17 protein-coding genes and 1 other RNA gene are annotated in these 17,372 nt (G+C 29.6%); 15 read left to right on the top strand and 3 right to left on the bottom strand.

The genetic code is table 11. The features are described from left to right. Window positions 1–41: 41 nt before the first annotated feature. The 9 genes from B2S02_RS01755 to B2S02_RS01715 all read left to right on the top strand — a co-directional run bounded on the left by B2S02_RS01755 (window position 42) and on the right by B2S02_RS01715 (window position 7,850). Window positions 42–2,444, top strand: coding sequence for a heavy metal translocating P-type ATPase (locus B2S02_RS01755; RefSeq protein ID WP_346920277.1), 2,403 nt, complete (start codon window positions 42–44; stop codon window positions 2,442–2,444). Between the two features lie 531 nt (window positions 2,445–2,975). Continuing rightward, window positions 2,976–3,245 carry a CD3324 family protein gene (locus B2S02_RS01750; RefSeq protein WP_346876724.1) on the top strand — a complete coding sequence of 90 codons (270 nt, stop codon included), beginning with the start codon at window positions 2,976–2,978 and terminating at the stop codon, window positions 3,243–3,245. A 177-nt stretch (window positions 3,246–3,422) separates the two neighbouring features. Then, window positions 3,423–3,836 carry a RidA family protein gene (locus B2S02_RS01745; RefSeq protein ID WP_346846883.1) on the top strand — a complete coding sequence of 138 codons (414 nt, stop codon included), beginning with the start codon at window positions 3,423–3,425 and terminating at the stop codon, window positions 3,834–3,836. Window positions 3,837–4,216: 380 nt separating this feature from the next. Then, window positions 4,217–4,669 carry a GNAT family N-acetyltransferase gene (locus B2S02_RS01740; RefSeq protein ID WP_346876723.1) on the top strand — a complete coding sequence of 151 codons (453 nt, stop codon included), beginning with the start codon at window positions 4,217–4,219 and terminating at the stop codon, window positions 4,667–4,669. Between the two features lie 209 nt (window positions 4,670–4,878). After that, complete coding sequence (locus B2S02_RS01735) at window positions 4,879–5,328, top strand: GNAT family N-acetyltransferase (protein ID WP_346920176.1); 450 nt, start codon at window positions 4,879–4,881, stop codon at window positions 5,326–5,328. A gap of 131 nt (window positions 5,329–5,459) precedes the next feature. Beyond that, window positions 5,460–6,017, top strand: coding sequence for a hypothetical protein (locus tag B2S02_RS01730; RefSeq protein ID WP_346920175.1), 558 nt, complete (start codon window positions 5,460–5,462; stop codon window positions 6,015–6,017). Window positions 6,018–6,164: 147 nt separating this feature from the next. Continuing rightward, the gene (locus B2S02_RS01725) at window positions 6,165–6,821 is read left to right on the top strand and encodes an HAD family phosphatase (RefSeq protein ID WP_346846887.1); all 657 of its coding nucleotides are present in this window, start codon (window positions 6,165–6,167) and stop codon (window positions 6,819–6,821) included. Between the two features lie 169 nt (window positions 6,822–6,990). After that, window positions 6,991–7,131, top strand: a complete 141-nt coding sequence (locus B2S02_RS01720; RefSeq protein ID WP_346878849.1) for a hypothetical protein — start codon at window positions 6,991–6,993, stop codon at window positions 7,129–7,131. A 74-nt stretch (window positions 7,132–7,205) separates the two neighbouring features. After that, window positions 7,206–7,850 (top strand): hypothetical protein, encoded by a 645-nt coding sequence (locus B2S02_RS01715; RefSeq protein WP_346878848.1) that lies wholly within the window; start codon window positions 7,206–7,208, stop codon window positions 7,848–7,850. Window positions 7,851–8,360: 510 nt separating this feature from the next. Here B2S02_RS01715 and B2S02_RS01710 read toward each other — a convergent pair. Beyond that, window positions 8,361–8,732, bottom strand: a complete 372-nt coding sequence (locus B2S02_RS01710) for a pyridoxamine 5'-phosphate oxidase family protein (protein WP_346920174.1) — start codon at window positions 8,730–8,732, stop codon at window positions 8,361–8,363. Window positions 8,733–8,938: 206 nt separating this feature from the next. Between B2S02_RS01710 and B2S02_RS01705 the strand changes: the two genes are divergently transcribed. The 4 genes from B2S02_RS01705 to abc-f all read left to right on the top strand — a co-directional run bounded on the left by B2S02_RS01705 (window position 8,939) and on the right by abc-f (window position 13,415). Beyond that, window positions 8,939–9,442 carry an Rrf2 family transcriptional regulator gene (locus B2S02_RS01705; RefSeq protein ID WP_346876717.1) on the top strand — a complete coding sequence of 168 codons (504 nt, stop codon included), beginning with the start codon at window positions 8,939–8,941 and terminating at the stop codon, window positions 9,440–9,442. Between the two features lie 175 nt (window positions 9,443–9,617). Continuing rightward, complete coding sequence (locus B2S02_RS01700; protein ID WP_346920173.1) at window positions 9,618–10,187, top strand: HD domain-containing protein; 570 nt, start codon at window positions 9,618–9,620, stop codon at window positions 10,185–10,187. A 142-nt stretch (window positions 10,188–10,329) separates the two neighbouring features. Next, window positions 10,330–10,905: a GNAT family N-acetyltransferase gene (locus B2S02_RS01695; RefSeq protein ID WP_346878846.1), complete on the top strand. Its 576-nt coding sequence runs from the start codon at window positions 10,330–10,332 to the stop codon at window positions 10,903–10,905. Between the two features lie 533 nt (window positions 10,906–11,438). Next, window positions 11,439–13,415: a ribosomal protection-like ABC-F family protein gene (abc-f, locus tag B2S02_RS01690; protein ID WP_346920172.1), complete on the top strand. Its 1,977-nt coding sequence runs from the start codon at window positions 11,439–11,441 to the stop codon at window positions 13,413–13,415. A 170-nt stretch (window positions 13,416–13,585) separates the two neighbouring features. On the opposite strand, the gene ssrS is transcribed toward abc-f, so the two are convergent. Beyond that, a non-coding RNA gene (gene ssrS / locus B2S02_RS01685) (6S RNA) lies at window positions 13,586–13,778 on the bottom strand. A 310-nt stretch (window positions 13,779–14,088) separates the two neighbouring features. Between ssrS and B2S02_RS01680 the strand changes: the two genes are divergently transcribed. Together B2S02_RS01680 and B2S02_RS01675 are read left to right on the top strand one after the other, a co-directional pair. Further along, entirely contained in the window at window positions 14,089–15,102 is a 1,014-nt protein-coding gene (locus B2S02_RS01680; protein ID WP_346846894.1) for a type II CAAX endopeptidase family protein, read from the top strand. Window positions 15,103–15,316: 214 nt separating this feature from the next. After that, window positions 15,317–16,576, top strand: coding sequence for a cytochrome P450 (locus B2S02_RS01675; protein ID WP_346848210.1), 1,260 nt, complete (start codon window positions 15,317–15,319; stop codon window positions 16,574–16,576). 148 nt (window positions 16,577–16,724) lie between these two features. Here B2S02_RS01675 and B2S02_RS01670 read toward each other — a convergent pair whose 3' ends face one another. Beyond that, window positions 16,725–17,282: a hypothetical protein gene (locus tag B2S02_RS01670; protein WP_346848209.1), complete on the bottom strand. Its 558-nt coding sequence runs from the start codon at window positions 17,280–17,282 to the stop codon at window positions 16,725–16,727. Window positions 17,283–17,372 lie beyond the last annotated feature (90 nt).

Raw genomic sequence — 17,372 nt, 5'->3', positions numbered from 1 at the left:
TACAAATAAAATCTCAATCAAATAATAAATCAAATACTATTATGGAATTGAGAACAACGACAAAGAAAAACCCTGGAAAAGTAAGAAAGCAATTCATTTTGGAAGGGTTAGACTGCGCACATTGTGCATCAAAAATAGAGACAAAACTAAATAGTATTGATGGAATTGCCAATGCATCAGTAAATTTTGTCACTAAAACTTTAACTATGGAGTTAGAAGAAATAAGTAAAGTTAATGAGTTAATTGCTTCATCTATAGAGTCAATAAACAAAATAGAATCACATGTAAAAGTTAAAGAAAAGTCTGTAGGAAAGTCAAACAAATTAGTGATAATTCTTGAGGGGTTATGCTGTGCAAATTGCGCATCAAAAATTGAAAAAGAATCTCAAAATATTACTAATGTTAGTAGTGCTGTAGTTGATTTTGTAGCTCAAAAACTTATTCTAGAAGTGGAAAACAATAGCGATAAAGATAATATTATTGAATCAGTTAAACAAATTGTTAAAAGGATTGAACCTGATGTAAAAGTATATGCTGAAGAAGGAAATCAGAACAGAAAGCAAAGATCCCATGATCATAATCATGAGCATGAGCATGAAAATAGCAAAAAGGAATTTGTAAGACTTGGAGTTGGCGCAGCAATTTTTGCCATTGCTACAGCTTTTAAATTTAATTTTTATGTTGAGTTATCATTGTTTTTAGTTAGTTATCTCCTTGTTGGTGGAGAAGTTGTGTTAAGAGCATTGAAAAATATTAGAGGAGGTCAAATTTTTGATGAAAACTTCCTTATGAGTATAGCTACTATAGGAGCTTTTGCTATTGGTGAGTTCCCAGAAGGTGTGGCAGTTATGCTATTCTATCAATTAGGTGAAATATTCCAAGGTATGGCTGTAAATCGCTCAAGAAAATCCATAGCAGAATTAATGGATATAAGGCCGGATTTTGCGAACTTAAAAATTGGTAGTGATATTAAAAAGGTATCACCAGAAGAGGTTAATATAGGTGATATTATAGTTGTAAGACCTGGGGAAAAGGTTCCTCTAGATGGTAAAGTAATTGAAGGAATTTCTATGGTAGATACTTCTGCACTTACTGGTGAATCAGTTCCTAGAGAGGTAGAAATAGGAGATAATGTACTAGGCGGAGTTATTAATAAAAATGGACTATTAACTATAGAAGTAGAAAAAGAATTTGGAGATTCTACTATTGCTAAGATACTTGATTTAGTTCAAAATGCAAGTAGTAAAAAAGCTCCCACAGAAAACTTTATAACAAAATTTGCAAGATATTATACACCTGCTGTGGTTTTCTCAGCATTAGCATTAGCTGTATTACCACCACTATTTATAAGTGGAGCTACCTTCTCAGAGTGGATATATAGAGCATTAGCCTTTTTAGTAGTATCTTGCCCATGTGCTTTAGTTGTATCTATTCCTCTTGGTTTCTTTGGTGGTATAGGTGGAGCTTCAAAAAATGGAATACTTGTTAAAGGTGGAAACTACCTTGAGGCATTAAATAATGTAGAAGTTGTAGTATTTGATAAAACTGGAACATTAACTAAGGGTGTATTTAAGGTGACAGAAATACAACCTCAAGGCAATGTATCAAGAGACGAACTTATCATTTATGCAGCCTTTGCTGAGAGCTTTTCTAATCATCCAATAGCAACTTCTATTGTTAAAGCATATAGTAAGGAAATAGATAATGAATCAATTGAAAATTATGAAGAGATTTCAGGACATGGTATAAAAGCTACTGTTTTAGGTAAAGAAGTTTTAGCAGGTAATTACAAGTTAATGAGTAAAGAAAATATATCCTATGCACAAGTTGAAACAATAGGTACTGTAGTGCATGTTGCTGTTAATAAAGAGTATGCAGGATATATAGTTATCTCAGATGAAGTGAAAGAAGATTCAGCTAAGGCAATTAAAGCTTTAAAAGAAATTGGTGTTAGAAAAACTGTTATGCTTACAGGAGATAATAAAGTTGTTGGAACTAAAGTTGCCAAGCAATTAGGGTTAGATGAAGTATATTCAGAGTTATTACCAGATCAAAAGGTTGAAAAAGTAGAAGCATTAGATAAAGAAAAATCCTCTAAAGGCAAGTTAATATTTGTTGGTGATGGAATAAATGATGCTCCAGTTTTAGCAAGAGCAGATATTGGGATAGCTATGGGTGGTGTCGGTTCAGATGCAGCAATAGAAGCTGCTGACGTTGTAATAATGACTGATGAACCTTCAAAGATTGCATCTGCAATAAAAATAGCTAAGAAAACAAGAGCAATAGTTATGCAAAATATTGTCTTTGCTTTAGGTATTAAAGCAATAATATTAGTACTTGTAGCTCTTGGATTAGGAACTATGTGGGAGGCTGTATTTGGTGATGTAGGTGTAACACTAATTGCAGTATTAAACTCTATGAGAGCAATGAAAACAGCGCAATAAATTAATTCTTAGATCTCAATATTCTTAAATAGCGTAACAAATATTTAATTAAATAACGTATGTAAAATACCGTATTATTCAATATGAATATGCGGTATTTTTGTTTTGTAATTCAAATATATTATGCAATTTGTAGAAAATGCGAACTAGACAATAAATTATGTTCTTTGAGAATTGAATAATACAGTGTTAAGAAGTAAGATATTTGATTTTTGTTACAAAAATAACCATATAAGGCAGCGTAAATATGATATAATAATATAATTACCATTAATTAAGTTAAATTAGTAAAAAATTGCGTATCGTCTTAATAAATAATATAATTGACTTAATATAAATAGGGAGTGTGATATCATGAATATTAACCTCATGGATAGAAAAATGCTTAAAATACTCTGTGCAAAGTCTGTAAGTATGAGTTTGGGCGACAATTTGCACAGAGATAGATTTTAGTCGCTTTTCATAAATAAATTCATACATATACAGGCTTTGTTTCCTTAATTAAATAATAAATTTAAGGAAGTGAGCTTTATGAAATATGTAAGAATTGATAGAATATTACCAGATGATTTAGTTAAAGAAATTCAAAAGTATATTCAAGGTGAATATATATATGTGCCTTCCCCTCCTGAAAAGAGAAAAAGATGGGGTGAAAAATCTAAAAGCCGAGATTATATAAAAGCTAGAAATGCAAAGATATTAAACCAATATATAGGTGGGCAATCAATTAGCAATCTTGCTGAAGAATTCTTCCTTTCACATAGTAGTATTAAGAAAATTGTATATAAAAAAGATAACTAGTAAAAAGCTACCACTCTTGTAATGGGTGGTAGCTTTTGTATAAAAGATGATATAGAAACGATTATTATCTTTCATAAAAAATATAGAAGCTTTAAAATGATATTGAACATAAAATTCATTTTAAAAATGAATTTTTAATTATTCTCGTATATATTAGAACAAAAGGAGAGAGTCAAAATGAATAAAAAAATATCATTAATTCATTCTACAAATTTAGCTCCAGTAGATTATGCTTATGCTGGACGTATACCTTCAGGAATGGACTTATTATTTTTGGCGGGTGCATGTCCCATTAATAGAGATGGAGAAGTACCTAATTTGAGTGATTATGAGCTTCAGGCAAAACTTTGTGTAGAGAATTTGAAGGAAGCACTGAAGGACTGTGGGGCCACTTTGGAAGACGTTGTATATACCAGAGTTCTTGTAGCATCTCAAAATCAGTCAGATTTGGTAACTGCATGGGAAAAAATAATAAAAGAGTTTGGTGATCATGATGTTCCAAGCACCTTATTTGGAGTTACAGTATTAGGATATACAAATCAATTGGTAGAAATTGAAGCAGTAGCAGCAGTAGAAAATAATTCAAAATGATTGAAGTGATAGAGGTGAACTAATTTACACCATTCTTATTTAACGTAACAACTGAAAAGACGAGCGATTCATTAAAACACTGTATTATTCAAATTTGAATTTTACAGTGTTTTTTACGTCGCATTTGAAATAAATAATATGATAACCAAGAGACATACCAACCGTGCGTTCTTATATAATTGTTCTTTTACAATATATTAATATATGTTGTAAAATATATTACAATATAGGATATAAAATCAAATATAAGTATCTATTGTACAAAAATATGAACTTATTTTATAGTGATTGGAGTTAAAAATGGAAATTTTGATGATTGGAACATTAATAATCTTATAATACATAAGGCTAAAATTGATTAAAATAAAGGAGGAATATAGATGTTTGAGTTCAAAGATTTTGATTACTTAACTGATGGCGAGATTGATTTAAAAATTGTTGAAAAAACTCCAGCTAATGAGGAAAAAGGTTATGTACCTGCATATAAATATAGAATTACGCTACATGATTCAGATGATAGTATAGGTGCTATTGATATACGAATTGGGTATAATGAAAATTTATATTATGGTGGTCATATTGGTTATAGAGTTGAAGAAAACTATAGGGGAAATAATTATGCTTCAAAGGCTTGTAAAATTATCAAAGATGTAGCCATTGCACATGGAATGAATAGACTTATAATAACTTGCAATCCAGAGAACTACCCATCTCGAAAAACTTGCGAAAAAGCAGGACTTAAACTTAAAGAGATAGTAGATTTGCCACCATATAATGAACTGTATCTAGAGGGAGAACGACAAGAGTGCATATATGAATGGATTTTAAAATAGTTATTTATTATGCTTTTATACAGAAACGGTAATTATATTTGATTCTTAAGCATCTCTTTAATGAGGTGCTTTTTATATATGAACAAACACTTTATTGTAATTATGTTACAATAAGTTTGTAGTCTTAAAACTACAAATTAACCGTTTTAAGACAATATGTAACAATTTGCAAAGGCGGAGGGGATATTTTGAATTATGTTTTTATTCCTATGAATAAAGAATATGCAAATGAGATTGCATATAATTGGAAATATAATGGAGTATATTCATTCTATGACATGATAGCTGACGAAGAAGATTTAAAAGAATTTCTAAATGAAGATAATTGGGAAGGACATTATTTCGCAGTTCTTAATGATGAATGTGAGTTAATTGCTTATTACTCATACTACTTTGAAGGTGGTATTCTGTGGATAGGGTTTGGTCTAAAGCCTGAATTAACTGGAAGAGGGATCGGGGCTGAATTTGTAGTTGCTGGTATTAACTTTGGGATAAAAGAATTTGAGTATAAGAAAGATTATATTATGTTGGCAGTTGCCTCATTTAATAAGCGAGCAATAAAAGTATATGAGAACATAGGCTTCCAGTTTGTAGAGAAATATATGCAAAAAACAAATGGTGGAGAGTTTGAGTTTATTAAGATGAAAAAAATAATATAAATAACGCGGAAGAAAAGATTTGAAGTTATATTGTAACCTATTGAGAACTAGTGACCTTTTAAATTCGTATATAATTTATATTTATTTATGGTATAAGTTTAAATATTAGATATATGAAAGGGGTCAAATCAATGAAAAAAATTATTATAGGAATTTTAGCTCTATGCATTATTGGAGCTATAGCCGTAGCTATATATGTATCACATACAAAGACAAATATTTCTATTTGTAAGGAGACTACTAACCCAATACAGAATGATAATAGTCAGTACACTGAAGAAGAAGTTAAACGGGCTAAATTGTATGTTGCAGTTATGAGTGCAGCCTTTCAAATAGAGAATGGAGGAAACGGCTTCATTGCTGTACAAAAAGACACATTAGACGGACTTATAGAAGAAAAGGCAAAGGAAGATGTACTTGAAGGACTTAAAAGTCTAACAGAAAATGTATATTGGTATGAAGATGTTAAAGATGATAAATCACTTTTTGAATTTGATGACAATGGCATGATGTCAAGAACTTTAAATGGAACAATGCTTTCAATTAAAGTAGAGCAATTTAAGAATAATAAAGCTGTGGTTGAATCTACTTCCTGGTTTGGCAACTTAGGAGCAGTTTTCCCAAAATATAAAGCGGTCTATAAAAATGGTCAATGGGAATTAGAAGTTATAAGTATGGCTATATCATAACAATATTAATGAATAATTTTAATAGATACTGAATTAAAGCATCTCTTAAAGGAGGTGCTTTTTAATATATAGTCATACATATTATTGTAATTATGTTATAATAAGTTTACAATTGTATAACTTATATTTTAGGATGGTGTATTTAGAGTGAAAAATTTGAAACTTGTTTGTTTTGACTTGGATGATACTCTCATTAGAGAAATTCATTCCGTTATGTTGCCATGCATTTTAAATGGGAAAGAAAAAGAGCACTCTCTCATTCAAGAACAGGAAGAAAAAGGACTGCTTGACTATATATCAGCAGATTACCTTAGATCAGAATTGCTTTTAGGTCTTGAAGAACGTAAAATCGCTCAATCTTTTTTAGAGATTGCAAAACCTTTAAAAAATATCAAGAGTGTAGTTGAAGCATTACATGAACAAAATATTAAATGTATTGTTATTACTGTCGGTCCAAAGCAAGTAGCCAAAGTTGTATGTGATATTTGGGGATTTGATTATTATTATGGTAGTGATTATGAAGTAGTTGAAGGAGTATTTACTGGAAAAATCCTTAATTATATTGGGGCGGAACAAAAAATTGAGTGTTTACAAGATTTTTGTAGTAACAATAGTATTAAACCCGAAGAATGCATTGCTGTAGGTGATGGTTCAACAGATATTCCAATTTTTCAATACTGTGGAGGCTCTATCGCAATAAACAGCTCACCGAAAGTTAAAGAGAGTGCGATGTATGTAGTTGATACAGACGATTTAACGGACATTCTTAAGAGAATAGAGCTGGCAGATAGCTTTTATCACTAACATAGTTCTAATATAACAAACTAAATATTGTAATTATGTTACAATAAGTTTGTATAACTATATTTATAAATGAAAATTGTAAATTAGTACGAACATTATTCAATTAAATAAGAGCGATATACATTGAATAAACCCTAATATATATTGAAAATTTTAAGGTGGTAAAAGAATGAGGATGTTTCAAACATGTTTTTTTATAATTGGAATCATATTCTGGTTAATAATAGGACTTATAATAGCACTAAATTCTAATTGGCTTTTAGGCATTAAAAAAATGCAACGAAAGAAAAACATAGATATAATTATTTAGAAAGTTTTTCTAAAAGAAAAAGATGGGATATAAGTAAGGTTAGTCCATGGAAAGTTATTTGGTTTATAATCGTTATGGGCATAACAATTTACTTTCTTAAACCGAACTTTCTTGATATTCCTCAATTAATAACTGGAAAACTAAATTATGTCACTGGGGAAGTAGTAGAAATAAAACATTATAGCAAAGACCCAACAGACTATGTTTATCTGTCTACAGGAGAAGAGGTTGAATTTTTCTTTTCATCTGGTGTAAGTAAATATGATTTTTATAAAATAGGATATCTAACCCATACCCATAAAGCAATTTATTGTGAGAAAATCGTTTTGGGCAGTAATAATGAAAAGGCAGGAAAAGTTATAGGGTTTCCTTTTAAAGATATCTTGTTGTTCCTTGCTATACTAGGTGCAATATTCTTTTTAGCTTTTATTTCACAATTTATTAAATTGAAAGTATTCATACCAACAAATATAATTGCCATTCCGACATTTGCTTATTATTTTACAAAATATGGAATACAAAATGGTATTTGGTTTTCGTTTAAAAATGAAGGCATATTTGGTTTAATTATAGGAATTATATTTTCATTAATGATATTTTTTATATATTTACTTGAAAAACGACAGTCCGATGATTTCTATAAAACTTATTTTTGTGCTCAATTATTTTCGATTTGTGAAATAGGATTACTTATATGTGTAGTGTTTAATTTGGACTAAAATAAACTAATACTAAAAGAATATTTTTAAACTATATATCAGATAACTATTTCACAGTATTGCTCGGTTTTCAAATGACAAGTTAAAATCTAATTACTTCATATTTTTCTTATCTTGTCTATAAGTCAATTGATATATTAAAATAAAAAAAATTATACTTTTACCTAATTTAGAACACATCTAGGTATATACATAACTATTTACATGTGAAAGTAAAGGAGAATATTTGACAAACAGAGGGTAGCATTTATTATGAAAAGGGTGTAAAACACTAATTTCTATTTGATAAAAAATGCCAATAGTTAGCTATTGCTCATTTGACAACCCAGGTAGTATTTAGTTTTGGTAAAGGTTCAATTTTAATTAGATAATATTTTGTATGAAGCATTTTTTTATTTTTGAATTAAGAAGTTAGAAAGAAGATGTAAAATTATATAAAAAATAAGGCCTAGAACTAATTCTAGGCCTTATTTTTCTTAGCATAGTTTCTCAGATTGAGTTTAATATTCTTTACAGTGTTTGTTTGCATGAGGTAACTGTAACTTCTAATGTTCTTGTAAGAAATGGGCATTTTTCTTTCATCTTCTTAAAGTTATCTCCATCTTTTAGGAATTTGGCGGTTCCTTCAAGTAAAAATCCAGTTCCCATATATTTGTATCCCATTACTTCTTTACTACCAAGAGTCAATTTAACTTTAGGGTTAGCATTAATATTTTCTTCTGTTTTAATCATAGCTGCTGCAGGAATTAAGATTTTATTTTCTTCTACAACAATTAAATAACTGTTCCATGTATTAACGACATGAGCTGTATTATTTGCACAAGTAACAATAGAAACTACTCCTTCATGATTTAGTACCTCAAAAAATTTATCTGTAAACATTTCACATTCCTTCTTTCTTATAGATTATGGATAAGAATTATCGTGGACAATAGTTATCCTTAATAAGAATATAATTTTTTTTCCCTTTTGTCAATGGAGATATTTTGTAAGAGAGTACATATTTAATGGAACATGATTATCTTGAAGAAGAATAAATAATAGGATATTATTAATAAAAGACTATATATATCAAAGGAGTATGAAAAATGAAATTTTCAGTAGGAGTAGAATATGCAATACATTGTTTATTATATATGGTAAATTTAGAAGAAGGTAAATCTGTGGGAATAAAGGATTTGGCGACATTTCAAGGTATCTCAGAAACTTACTTATCAAAAGTATATGCAAAATTAAGTAAGTCAGGAATTGTAAAATCTATACCAGGTGTAAAAGGTGGTTATGCGCTAGCTCGTAGTGCAGAAGAAATAACATTTTGGGATGTTGTTGAAGCAGTAGAAGGAACTGAATCATTTTTTCAATGTGCAGAAATTAGACAAAAAAATATATTATTAGATAAAGAGAATTTGCCAGATACACATACCAAATGTCCTTGTTTAATAAAAGTTGTAATGTTAGAAGCAGAAGATGAAATGAAAAAATATTTAAATAATAAGACATTGGCATGGCTATATGATGAGGTATATAATAAAAAGCTTCCTAAAGAGGTGGAAAAAGTAACAATTGAATGGTTTAGTAATAGAAGGAAATAAAATAAGGTGAACTACACCTTAATAAGGTTCCATATTTTAGATCTTTTCATTATATTTTAGGAAATCGATAATTTAAATTAACTCGATGTATTTACTTTTAGCCAAATAGGCGTGGTCTTATTTATATGTATTTGTTATAATATTCCACAAATAAAAATTCTAGGGGGACCTTCGTATGAATACAGCAACATTTCTAGAAATATTAACAGTAGCAGAAAAACTAAAATGCAATACTAGGCACTCATGGACATCGAGCGGACGCCATGAAAGTGTAGCAGAACATAGCTGGCGTACTGCATTAATGGCATTATTAATGCGTGATGAATTTCCAGAGATTGATATGAACAAGGTAATTCGTATGTGTTTGATTCATGATTTAGGTGAAGCCTTTACTGGTGATATTCCTACATTTGAGAAGAAAGAAGAAGATAGTGAAAAAGAGGATGAGATGTTTTTCCAATGGATCGCAACCTTCCATACTCCTTATCGTGAGGAATTCACAGAACTTTTAAAGGAAATGAATGAACTTGAGACTGATGAAGCAAAGCTTTATAAAGCCTTAGACAATTTAGAAGCAGTCATTCAACATAACGAGGCGGATATTAGTACTTGGATTCCACTAGAATATGACTTGCAATTTACTTATGGTGCGGATAAGGTGGAATTCTCTCCTTATTTAAGAGAGCTGAAGAAAGAAATTGACCAAAGAACGAAAGAAAAAATAGCTCATAAGAATGAAGCTTAGTTTTTTAGAATAAATAACAGTGACTTATAGGGTGAATTTTTATTCACCCTATAAAATTATCATTGAACTTTTTATATATTGAGTTATAATTAGGTAAAGTTGTAATTTACCTAAAAATATAATTTTAAAAGGAGTAGTTGTTGTGAGAAAGCTTTTGTTAATAGGTGAAAGAATTTATTTAGAAACACTTACAACCAAAGTTAGTGCAAAAACCCTTCAAGAAAACATAAATGATTTTGATCAGACAAGATATATGCATGAAGTTCCATACCCATATACTTTAGAAGATGCTGAAAGCTATATAAAGTACTTAAATTCTATAAAAGATGATTCTTGCATTGAACTGGGTATTTTCAATAGAAATACAGATGACTTTATAGGAGTTGTTTCCTTAAGTAATATTAATTATCAATATGAAAATGGAGAAATTGGATATTGGATAAGAAAAAAATTTTGGAATAAGGGTTATACCAAAGAAGCAGCACAAATGCTTATTAGGTATGCATTTCAGGAACTAAAGTTAGCTAGGATATATGCAACTTTACAAAAGGAGAATACAGGCTCTTTAGCTTTATTAACCAGTTTAGGATTTCAAGTAGAAGGATTAATGAGAAAAAGTGTTAAAAATAAGGGGAAACTAGTTGATAGATATATGTGTTCACTACTTAGAGAAGAATATGATGATACCCATGAAAATGCACAGAAAATCATAGTATAGGTCTTAAATTGGTGGATTTAAATAGCTATGTTGATACAGTTTTTAAATGTATTTACATAATATATTAAAAATGGTATAATAAAAAAAAACGCCAAGAGGAGGAAGTAAGTTATGAAACCAGCTATTTGCTAATATTAATTTTAATTTAATAATTAATATATTTTATAATGAGTTTTAATTTACCTAATTATATTTAGGTTTTGTTGTTGTGCTCTTTATGGAATAAGGCATTTAGAAGGTAACTTACTTTATTGAAATTAAATACTATAATTTATAATATTTCAATAAGCTTTAACTATTAGAGAAAAAGCTTTGAAGAGTTATATAATGGGATATATAACATAATAATATGTTTTTAACCTATATCTTATTTAAGTAAATTATAATAGTATTAGAGTATTTCTGACTGTAAGAAGAAACCATCTTCTTACAGTTTTTTATTTTTAAATAATAAAAAGTTATAATAATTAAGGTGTTTTTGTGCCTATCCATGAAATGCATAATTAGAATTATTGATGGAAGAAGGAATTTTTATGTTCGAATTAACATTAAATGGTGTAAAAAAATATATGGATGCAACTCTTGTTCTTAAAAATATATCCTTTCAGATTTTTTCAGGAGAAAAAGTTGGTATAGTAGGGGTTAATGGAAGTGGAAAGAGTACTGTTCTTAAGTTAATAGCAGGAGTGTTACCAATGAATTATTGTATTGGGTATCCGGGAGCTACAAGTCCAGGATATGATGAAGGTTTCATTTGTAAGCCTAGAGAAGCTACTTGTGCATACCTTGAGCAAATTCCTAAGTATGAAGATGGCATAAAGGTTATTGATGTTCTAAAATTAGCTTTTGAAGAAGTTTATAGCATAGAGAATAAAATGCGTGAATTAGAAGATAGAATGAAGTTTTTAGAAGATAATAATTTAGAAAAAGCTCTGAAGCAGTATAGCCAATTAGTTGAATTATATGAAGTTAAAGATGGATACAATACAGAAGAAAAATTAAGTAGGATTTGTACTGGGTTAAAATTAGATGAAAGCTTTTTAAATAAAGAATTTAATTTATTAAGTGGTGGCGAAAAAACTACGGTTGTCCTTGGCAAACTGCTCATAGATAACCCAGATATATTACTACTAGATGAGCCTACAAATCATCTGGATATGGAGTCAACTGAATGGCTTGAAGCTTATCTTAAAAGCTACAATGGTATTGTAATTATTGTATCTCATGATAGATACTTTTTAGATAATGTGGTAACAAAGATTATAGAAATAGAGGATATGGAAAGTAAGACTTATAAAGGAAATTATTCTGATTTTTCAAAGCAAAAAGAAGAGAATATCCTTGAACAATTTCACCAATATAAGGAGCAGCAAAAGGAGATTAAGAATCTACAGAACGCTATAAAGGAGTTAAGGGATTGGGCAGCTAGGGTAGATAATAATAAATTCTTTAAACGAGCTGCTAGTCTACAAAAAAAGCTTGATAAAATGAAAAGTAGTGATACTGAAAGTGATAAATTTTATCGAACCAGGGGTCAATATGTAAGAACTGAAAAACCAAAGTTTGAAAGAAAGAATATGAAGCTTAACTTTAAAGATGGTGAACGATCTGGTAATGAGACAATTAAGGCTAAAGGGCTTTCTAAATCTTTTGATGATAAGGTTATTTTAAGAGATGTAGATTTATTGATTCATTTCGGTGAAAGAGCAGCATTAATTGGCCCAAACGGTAGTGGTAAAACTACTTTCTTGAAAATGCTTTTAGATGAAGAAAAGCCAGATTCTGGTGTAGTGGAATTAGGTGCTAATGTAATGGCTGCATATTTACCACAGAAAATCACCTTTAAAAATGAGGAGTTTACTGTACTAGAGTGCTTTAGAGAAGATATTTCAATACTTGAAGGTCAAGCACGTGAATATCTATCAAAATTCATGTTTTATGGGAATAGTGTATTTAAAAAAATAAAGCATTTATCTGGGGGAGAGAGAATAAGACTAAAACTAGGTAAGCTATTATATGAAGACGTGAATTTATTGATATTGGATGAGCCTACTAATCATCTTGATATTGACTCCATAGAAAACTTCGAAGAAGCTCTAGAAGATTTTAAAGGAACTATATTTTTCATATCCCACGATAGATATTTTATTAATAAAATAAGTGAAAGAGTAATTGCCATTGAAGATAATGGTTTTAAAAGCTATCCTGGAAATTATGATTATTATAAAAATGTAAAAGAACAGCTTAAGCTACAGGAGATCAAAGAGCCAGTGATAAAACAGGAAAAAGTTAAGAAACCTAAAAAGGTTGATGAGGATAAACAGAAGGAAGTGGAAAAGGCTAAGGTTGAAAGAATCATTGAAGTCCTTGAAAATGAAATAAAGGATATTGATGTTGCCATGACTGATGAAAAGTTGGATTATGAAAATCTTAATAAGTTATACTGCAAAAAAGAAGAGTTAAGTAGTAAGCGTGATGAAGCTATGGAATTGTGGGTAAGTTTAAATTAATACCTATGGGTAACTGTAATTAGATTAGTGGAAAGTTGTAGAAATCGTTATCTAGGGACGTAACTTCTCTTTACTACCATTTTGAAGAAGATGGAAGTATTAGAGCTGATATTCATCGGATAAAACAAAAAGCCAATGCTTAAGACTATAAGCTTGGCTTAAATTTTAATATAAAATCCAAAATACCGGTACTCTAATTTTGAAGCCTATCTCACGATAGGTGGGTGTCCTCACAGATGTCTCAATCGCCCTCAATGCCGTGAAAAGGACTCACAAGAAGGTACATTTCCTCATTTAAATATTGAACTCCCTAAAATTAAATGTAGGTTCAAAATAAGAGCTTAACGCATATTCCAGAAATTTAACTTTTTATTTATTAGTCATTTCCTTGGTGTGAGATTATAATATCATATTTTAGTTTAATGTACAATATATTTTTTTATGGTAAATTAATCCTTTGATGTTTTACTTTAATTTAACGTAAATACCATGATTTGTATATATTTAGTAATTTTGATATAATGAAATTGTTGAATATTTATGTTTTTTATTTATTATATTTTAAGGTAGCAACTTAGTTATATGAGGTAAAAACTTAGTTATATAATGAAATTACATAAATATTCATATAACTTGTCTTAGTATAACAGTAATAAATATAAGGAGAGTATTTATGGACAATTTGGATAAGCAACACAGTGGCAAAGGTACTGTTATTATATTCTTTATAGTATGTTTTGGAATGACAGCATTAATGGGATTTTTAATGGCTTTTGCATATTCTAAAGGGGCTGTAGGTGCATTTCCCCTCGTACAAATGTATTACCCATCCATGGGAGTTATGTTTGCATTCTTATGTAACAAGGAAATAAGAACAAGGGCACCTAAAAAGTTTTTTGGAGTATTTTTGATTTTCTCAATGGTATCAGTAATTATACTTTCTATACAGACCTTTACTGGATATGGTGAGCCAGAGATTGTAGCTGGAATATTAGTCACAGCAGGAAGTTTTCTGGGACTTATTATGCTAGGTATTGAAGATAGCAAAACCAGGGAAGAGTTTGGACTTAGCATAAAAAAGAATGGTAAGAAATCATTATTCTATATTCTTATTTTTGTTGTACTTTACTTATTAGCAAATTTAATATCCTGTGCTATAAGTGGATCCCTTGATGATTTTTTTACATACCTTAAGTATCCGACTATTTTTAAATTACTTCTGCTTTTACCATTAAATTTTTTATTTACTTATTTTCTTTTCTTTGGAGAGGAATACGGATGGAGGTATTTCTTACAACCAGTACTTCAGGACAAGTTTGGTAAAAGATGGGGTGTACTTTTACTTGGAGTAATTTGGGGACTTTGGCATTTCCCAATAAATTTATTTTATTATAGTCCAGAGACCTCTTTTTATAGCATAGTTACTCAGCTTATAGTTTGTATATGTTACTCTGTTTTCTTTGGCTATGTATATCTTAAGACGGAAAATATTTGGGCTGTGTCCATGATACATTATTTAAACAATAATCTTGGTTTTCTACTCTTTGGTGCAGATGGTTCAAATACTGTTATTAGGTGGCAAGATGTTCTTTTGTCCTTTGTGATTTTTAGTATTATTTATTTGCCATTTTTAGCTACAAAAGAATATAGAAAGAAAACTCATATTTCAGAAGAAATAAATGAATAGGAATATATAAAGATACCCACCCAAACTACATAGGTGTATATCTTTATATTTATCTTTAATGTACACTAATAGTTATAGTAAAAAGCCAGTGCTTATGATTTTAAATTAAGCATTGGCTTTATAATTTTTAAATAAAAATCTATTGAATTTGAGTTTCACGAATATTTTTAGATAGTGTGGGAAATATAGGTGGATAGAAAGGGGTAGATAGTAGATGATAATAGATGAAGTTGATAAAAAAGATAAAGATATAGAGAGTTTTTTTAATTTATCTCGGGAAGGATATATGTTTATAAAGAATAGAATGGACCAGTTTAAGACTAATATTTTTGAGACTCGACTATTAGGGAAAAAAGTTATTTGCATTAGTGGGGGAGAAGGAGCAAAAATATTTTATGACCAAGAACGATTTAAAAAAAATAATGCATTACCCAAACGAATCCAAAAAACATTATTTGGTATGAATGCCATTCAAACAATGGATGGAGAAGAACATCTTCATAGAAAGAAACTTTTCATGGCCTTAATGACACCATTTCATGGGGAACAATTAGCAAAACTTGTATCAGAGGATTTGGAAGCTAGTATTGATAAGTGGAAAGTCAATGATGAAGTCATACTTTTTCAAGAATCTAAAGAGATTTTATGTAGAGTTGCATGCAAGTGGGCTGGAGTTCCGCTAATAGAATCTGATGTTAAAGAGAGAGCTGAGGATTTTAGTGCAATGGTTGATGCATTTGGAGCAGTTGGACCACGTCACTGGAAAGGCAGAATTGCAAGAAACAAATCTGAAGAGTGGATAGTTGGTATAATAAAAGATGTACGATCTTACAAGCTAAAGGTAGAAGAAGATTCAGCACTTTATTCAATGGCTTTTCATAAAGATCTTCATGGTAAAGAACTTAGTGACGAAATGGCAGCAATAGAACTTATAAACGTACTAAGACCCATTGTTGCTATTTCAACTTTTATTACATTTACAGCTTTAGCTCTATATAAACATCCAGAATATAAAGAAAAGCTATTAAAAGGTGGTAGTGATTATCTTGAAATGTTCATACAAGAAGTGCGCCGCTACTATCCATTTACACCTTTTCTTGGTGGGATAGTAAAAAAGGATTTCAATTGGAGTAATTATGAATTTAAAGAAGGAATGCTTGTATTACTTGATGTATATGGCACGAATCACGATTCTAGAATTTGGGATAAACCCTATGAGTTTTGCCCAGAGCGTTTTAAGGAATGGGAGGATAACTTATTTAATTTCATACCTCAAGGTGGAGGTAATCCCTTTAAGGGACATCGCTGCCCTGGGGAGAATATCACTATGGAAATAATGAAAGCATACCTTGATTTTCTTGTTAACAAAATTGAGTTTGAAACTCCTGATCAAGATTTAACTTATAGTTTAGTAAGAATGCCTACATTACCTAAAAGTGGATTTGTAATTAAGAATGTGCGAAGAAAATCATAGGATTTTAATAAATATTGAGCATGTACTAGCAATAATACTAAATTACATGCTCAACACTTTATAAAGAATAGTGAATGATTTTAAGACTAAATATATAAGTTGTTTACAGATATCAAGGTGTTAACAAATACTTTTTTATTAAGAAATTTTATGAGGTAATAAAGCTATCTTTACAACTACTAAAATATTGCATGGTTTTTACTAAGAAAACTATACCAAAAATAAATAACCCTAACACATATAAGATATTTATTACAGGTATAAATATTACTATAAAAGCTAATATACTTGCAATAGTTAATGCTTTATATTGATTCCACCTATCATCAGCTTCTTCAGCTAACATATGTTTATCATGATTGTTAAGCATTTCTTTCATACCCATGAATAAATTGTATATTACATATAAGGTTAATATTAAGGAAGCTAATCCTACTAGAATACCAAATGGTCCTAAAATTCCAAAGGTGATACCACCGTTATTGTTTTTAACTTCATATATTGAAAAAATAGAAAGTATTAGGGTAAAGATATTTAATGTTGAAGCCTTTGAAAAATGCTCGCTATGCTCTTTAAGCTGACTAAATGCCATAGCAAATAGTATAAATCCAATTACATCGGGGAGTATATCAAAACCACAAATTCTAAAGTTTAAAGATATAAACAAGAATCCCCAAAAAAAATTATTTAATCCCTTTTCTATCATTTTATGCACCCCTTATTATTTCTTATTAACTATAGCTGTACCCCTTTCTATTTCCATAAGCATATGGAAATATTCTCTTACTTATATTAA

Source organism: Clostridium sp. UBA7339, assembly GCF_002470865.1.
Taxonomy (GTDB): domain Bacteria; phylum Bacillota; class Clostridia; order Clostridiales; family Clostridiaceae; genus Clostridium_J; species Clostridium_J sulfidigenes.
The sequence above is the reverse complement of the archived record's forward strand: the minus strand, read 5'-3'. Positions and strand labels throughout refer to the sequence as shown.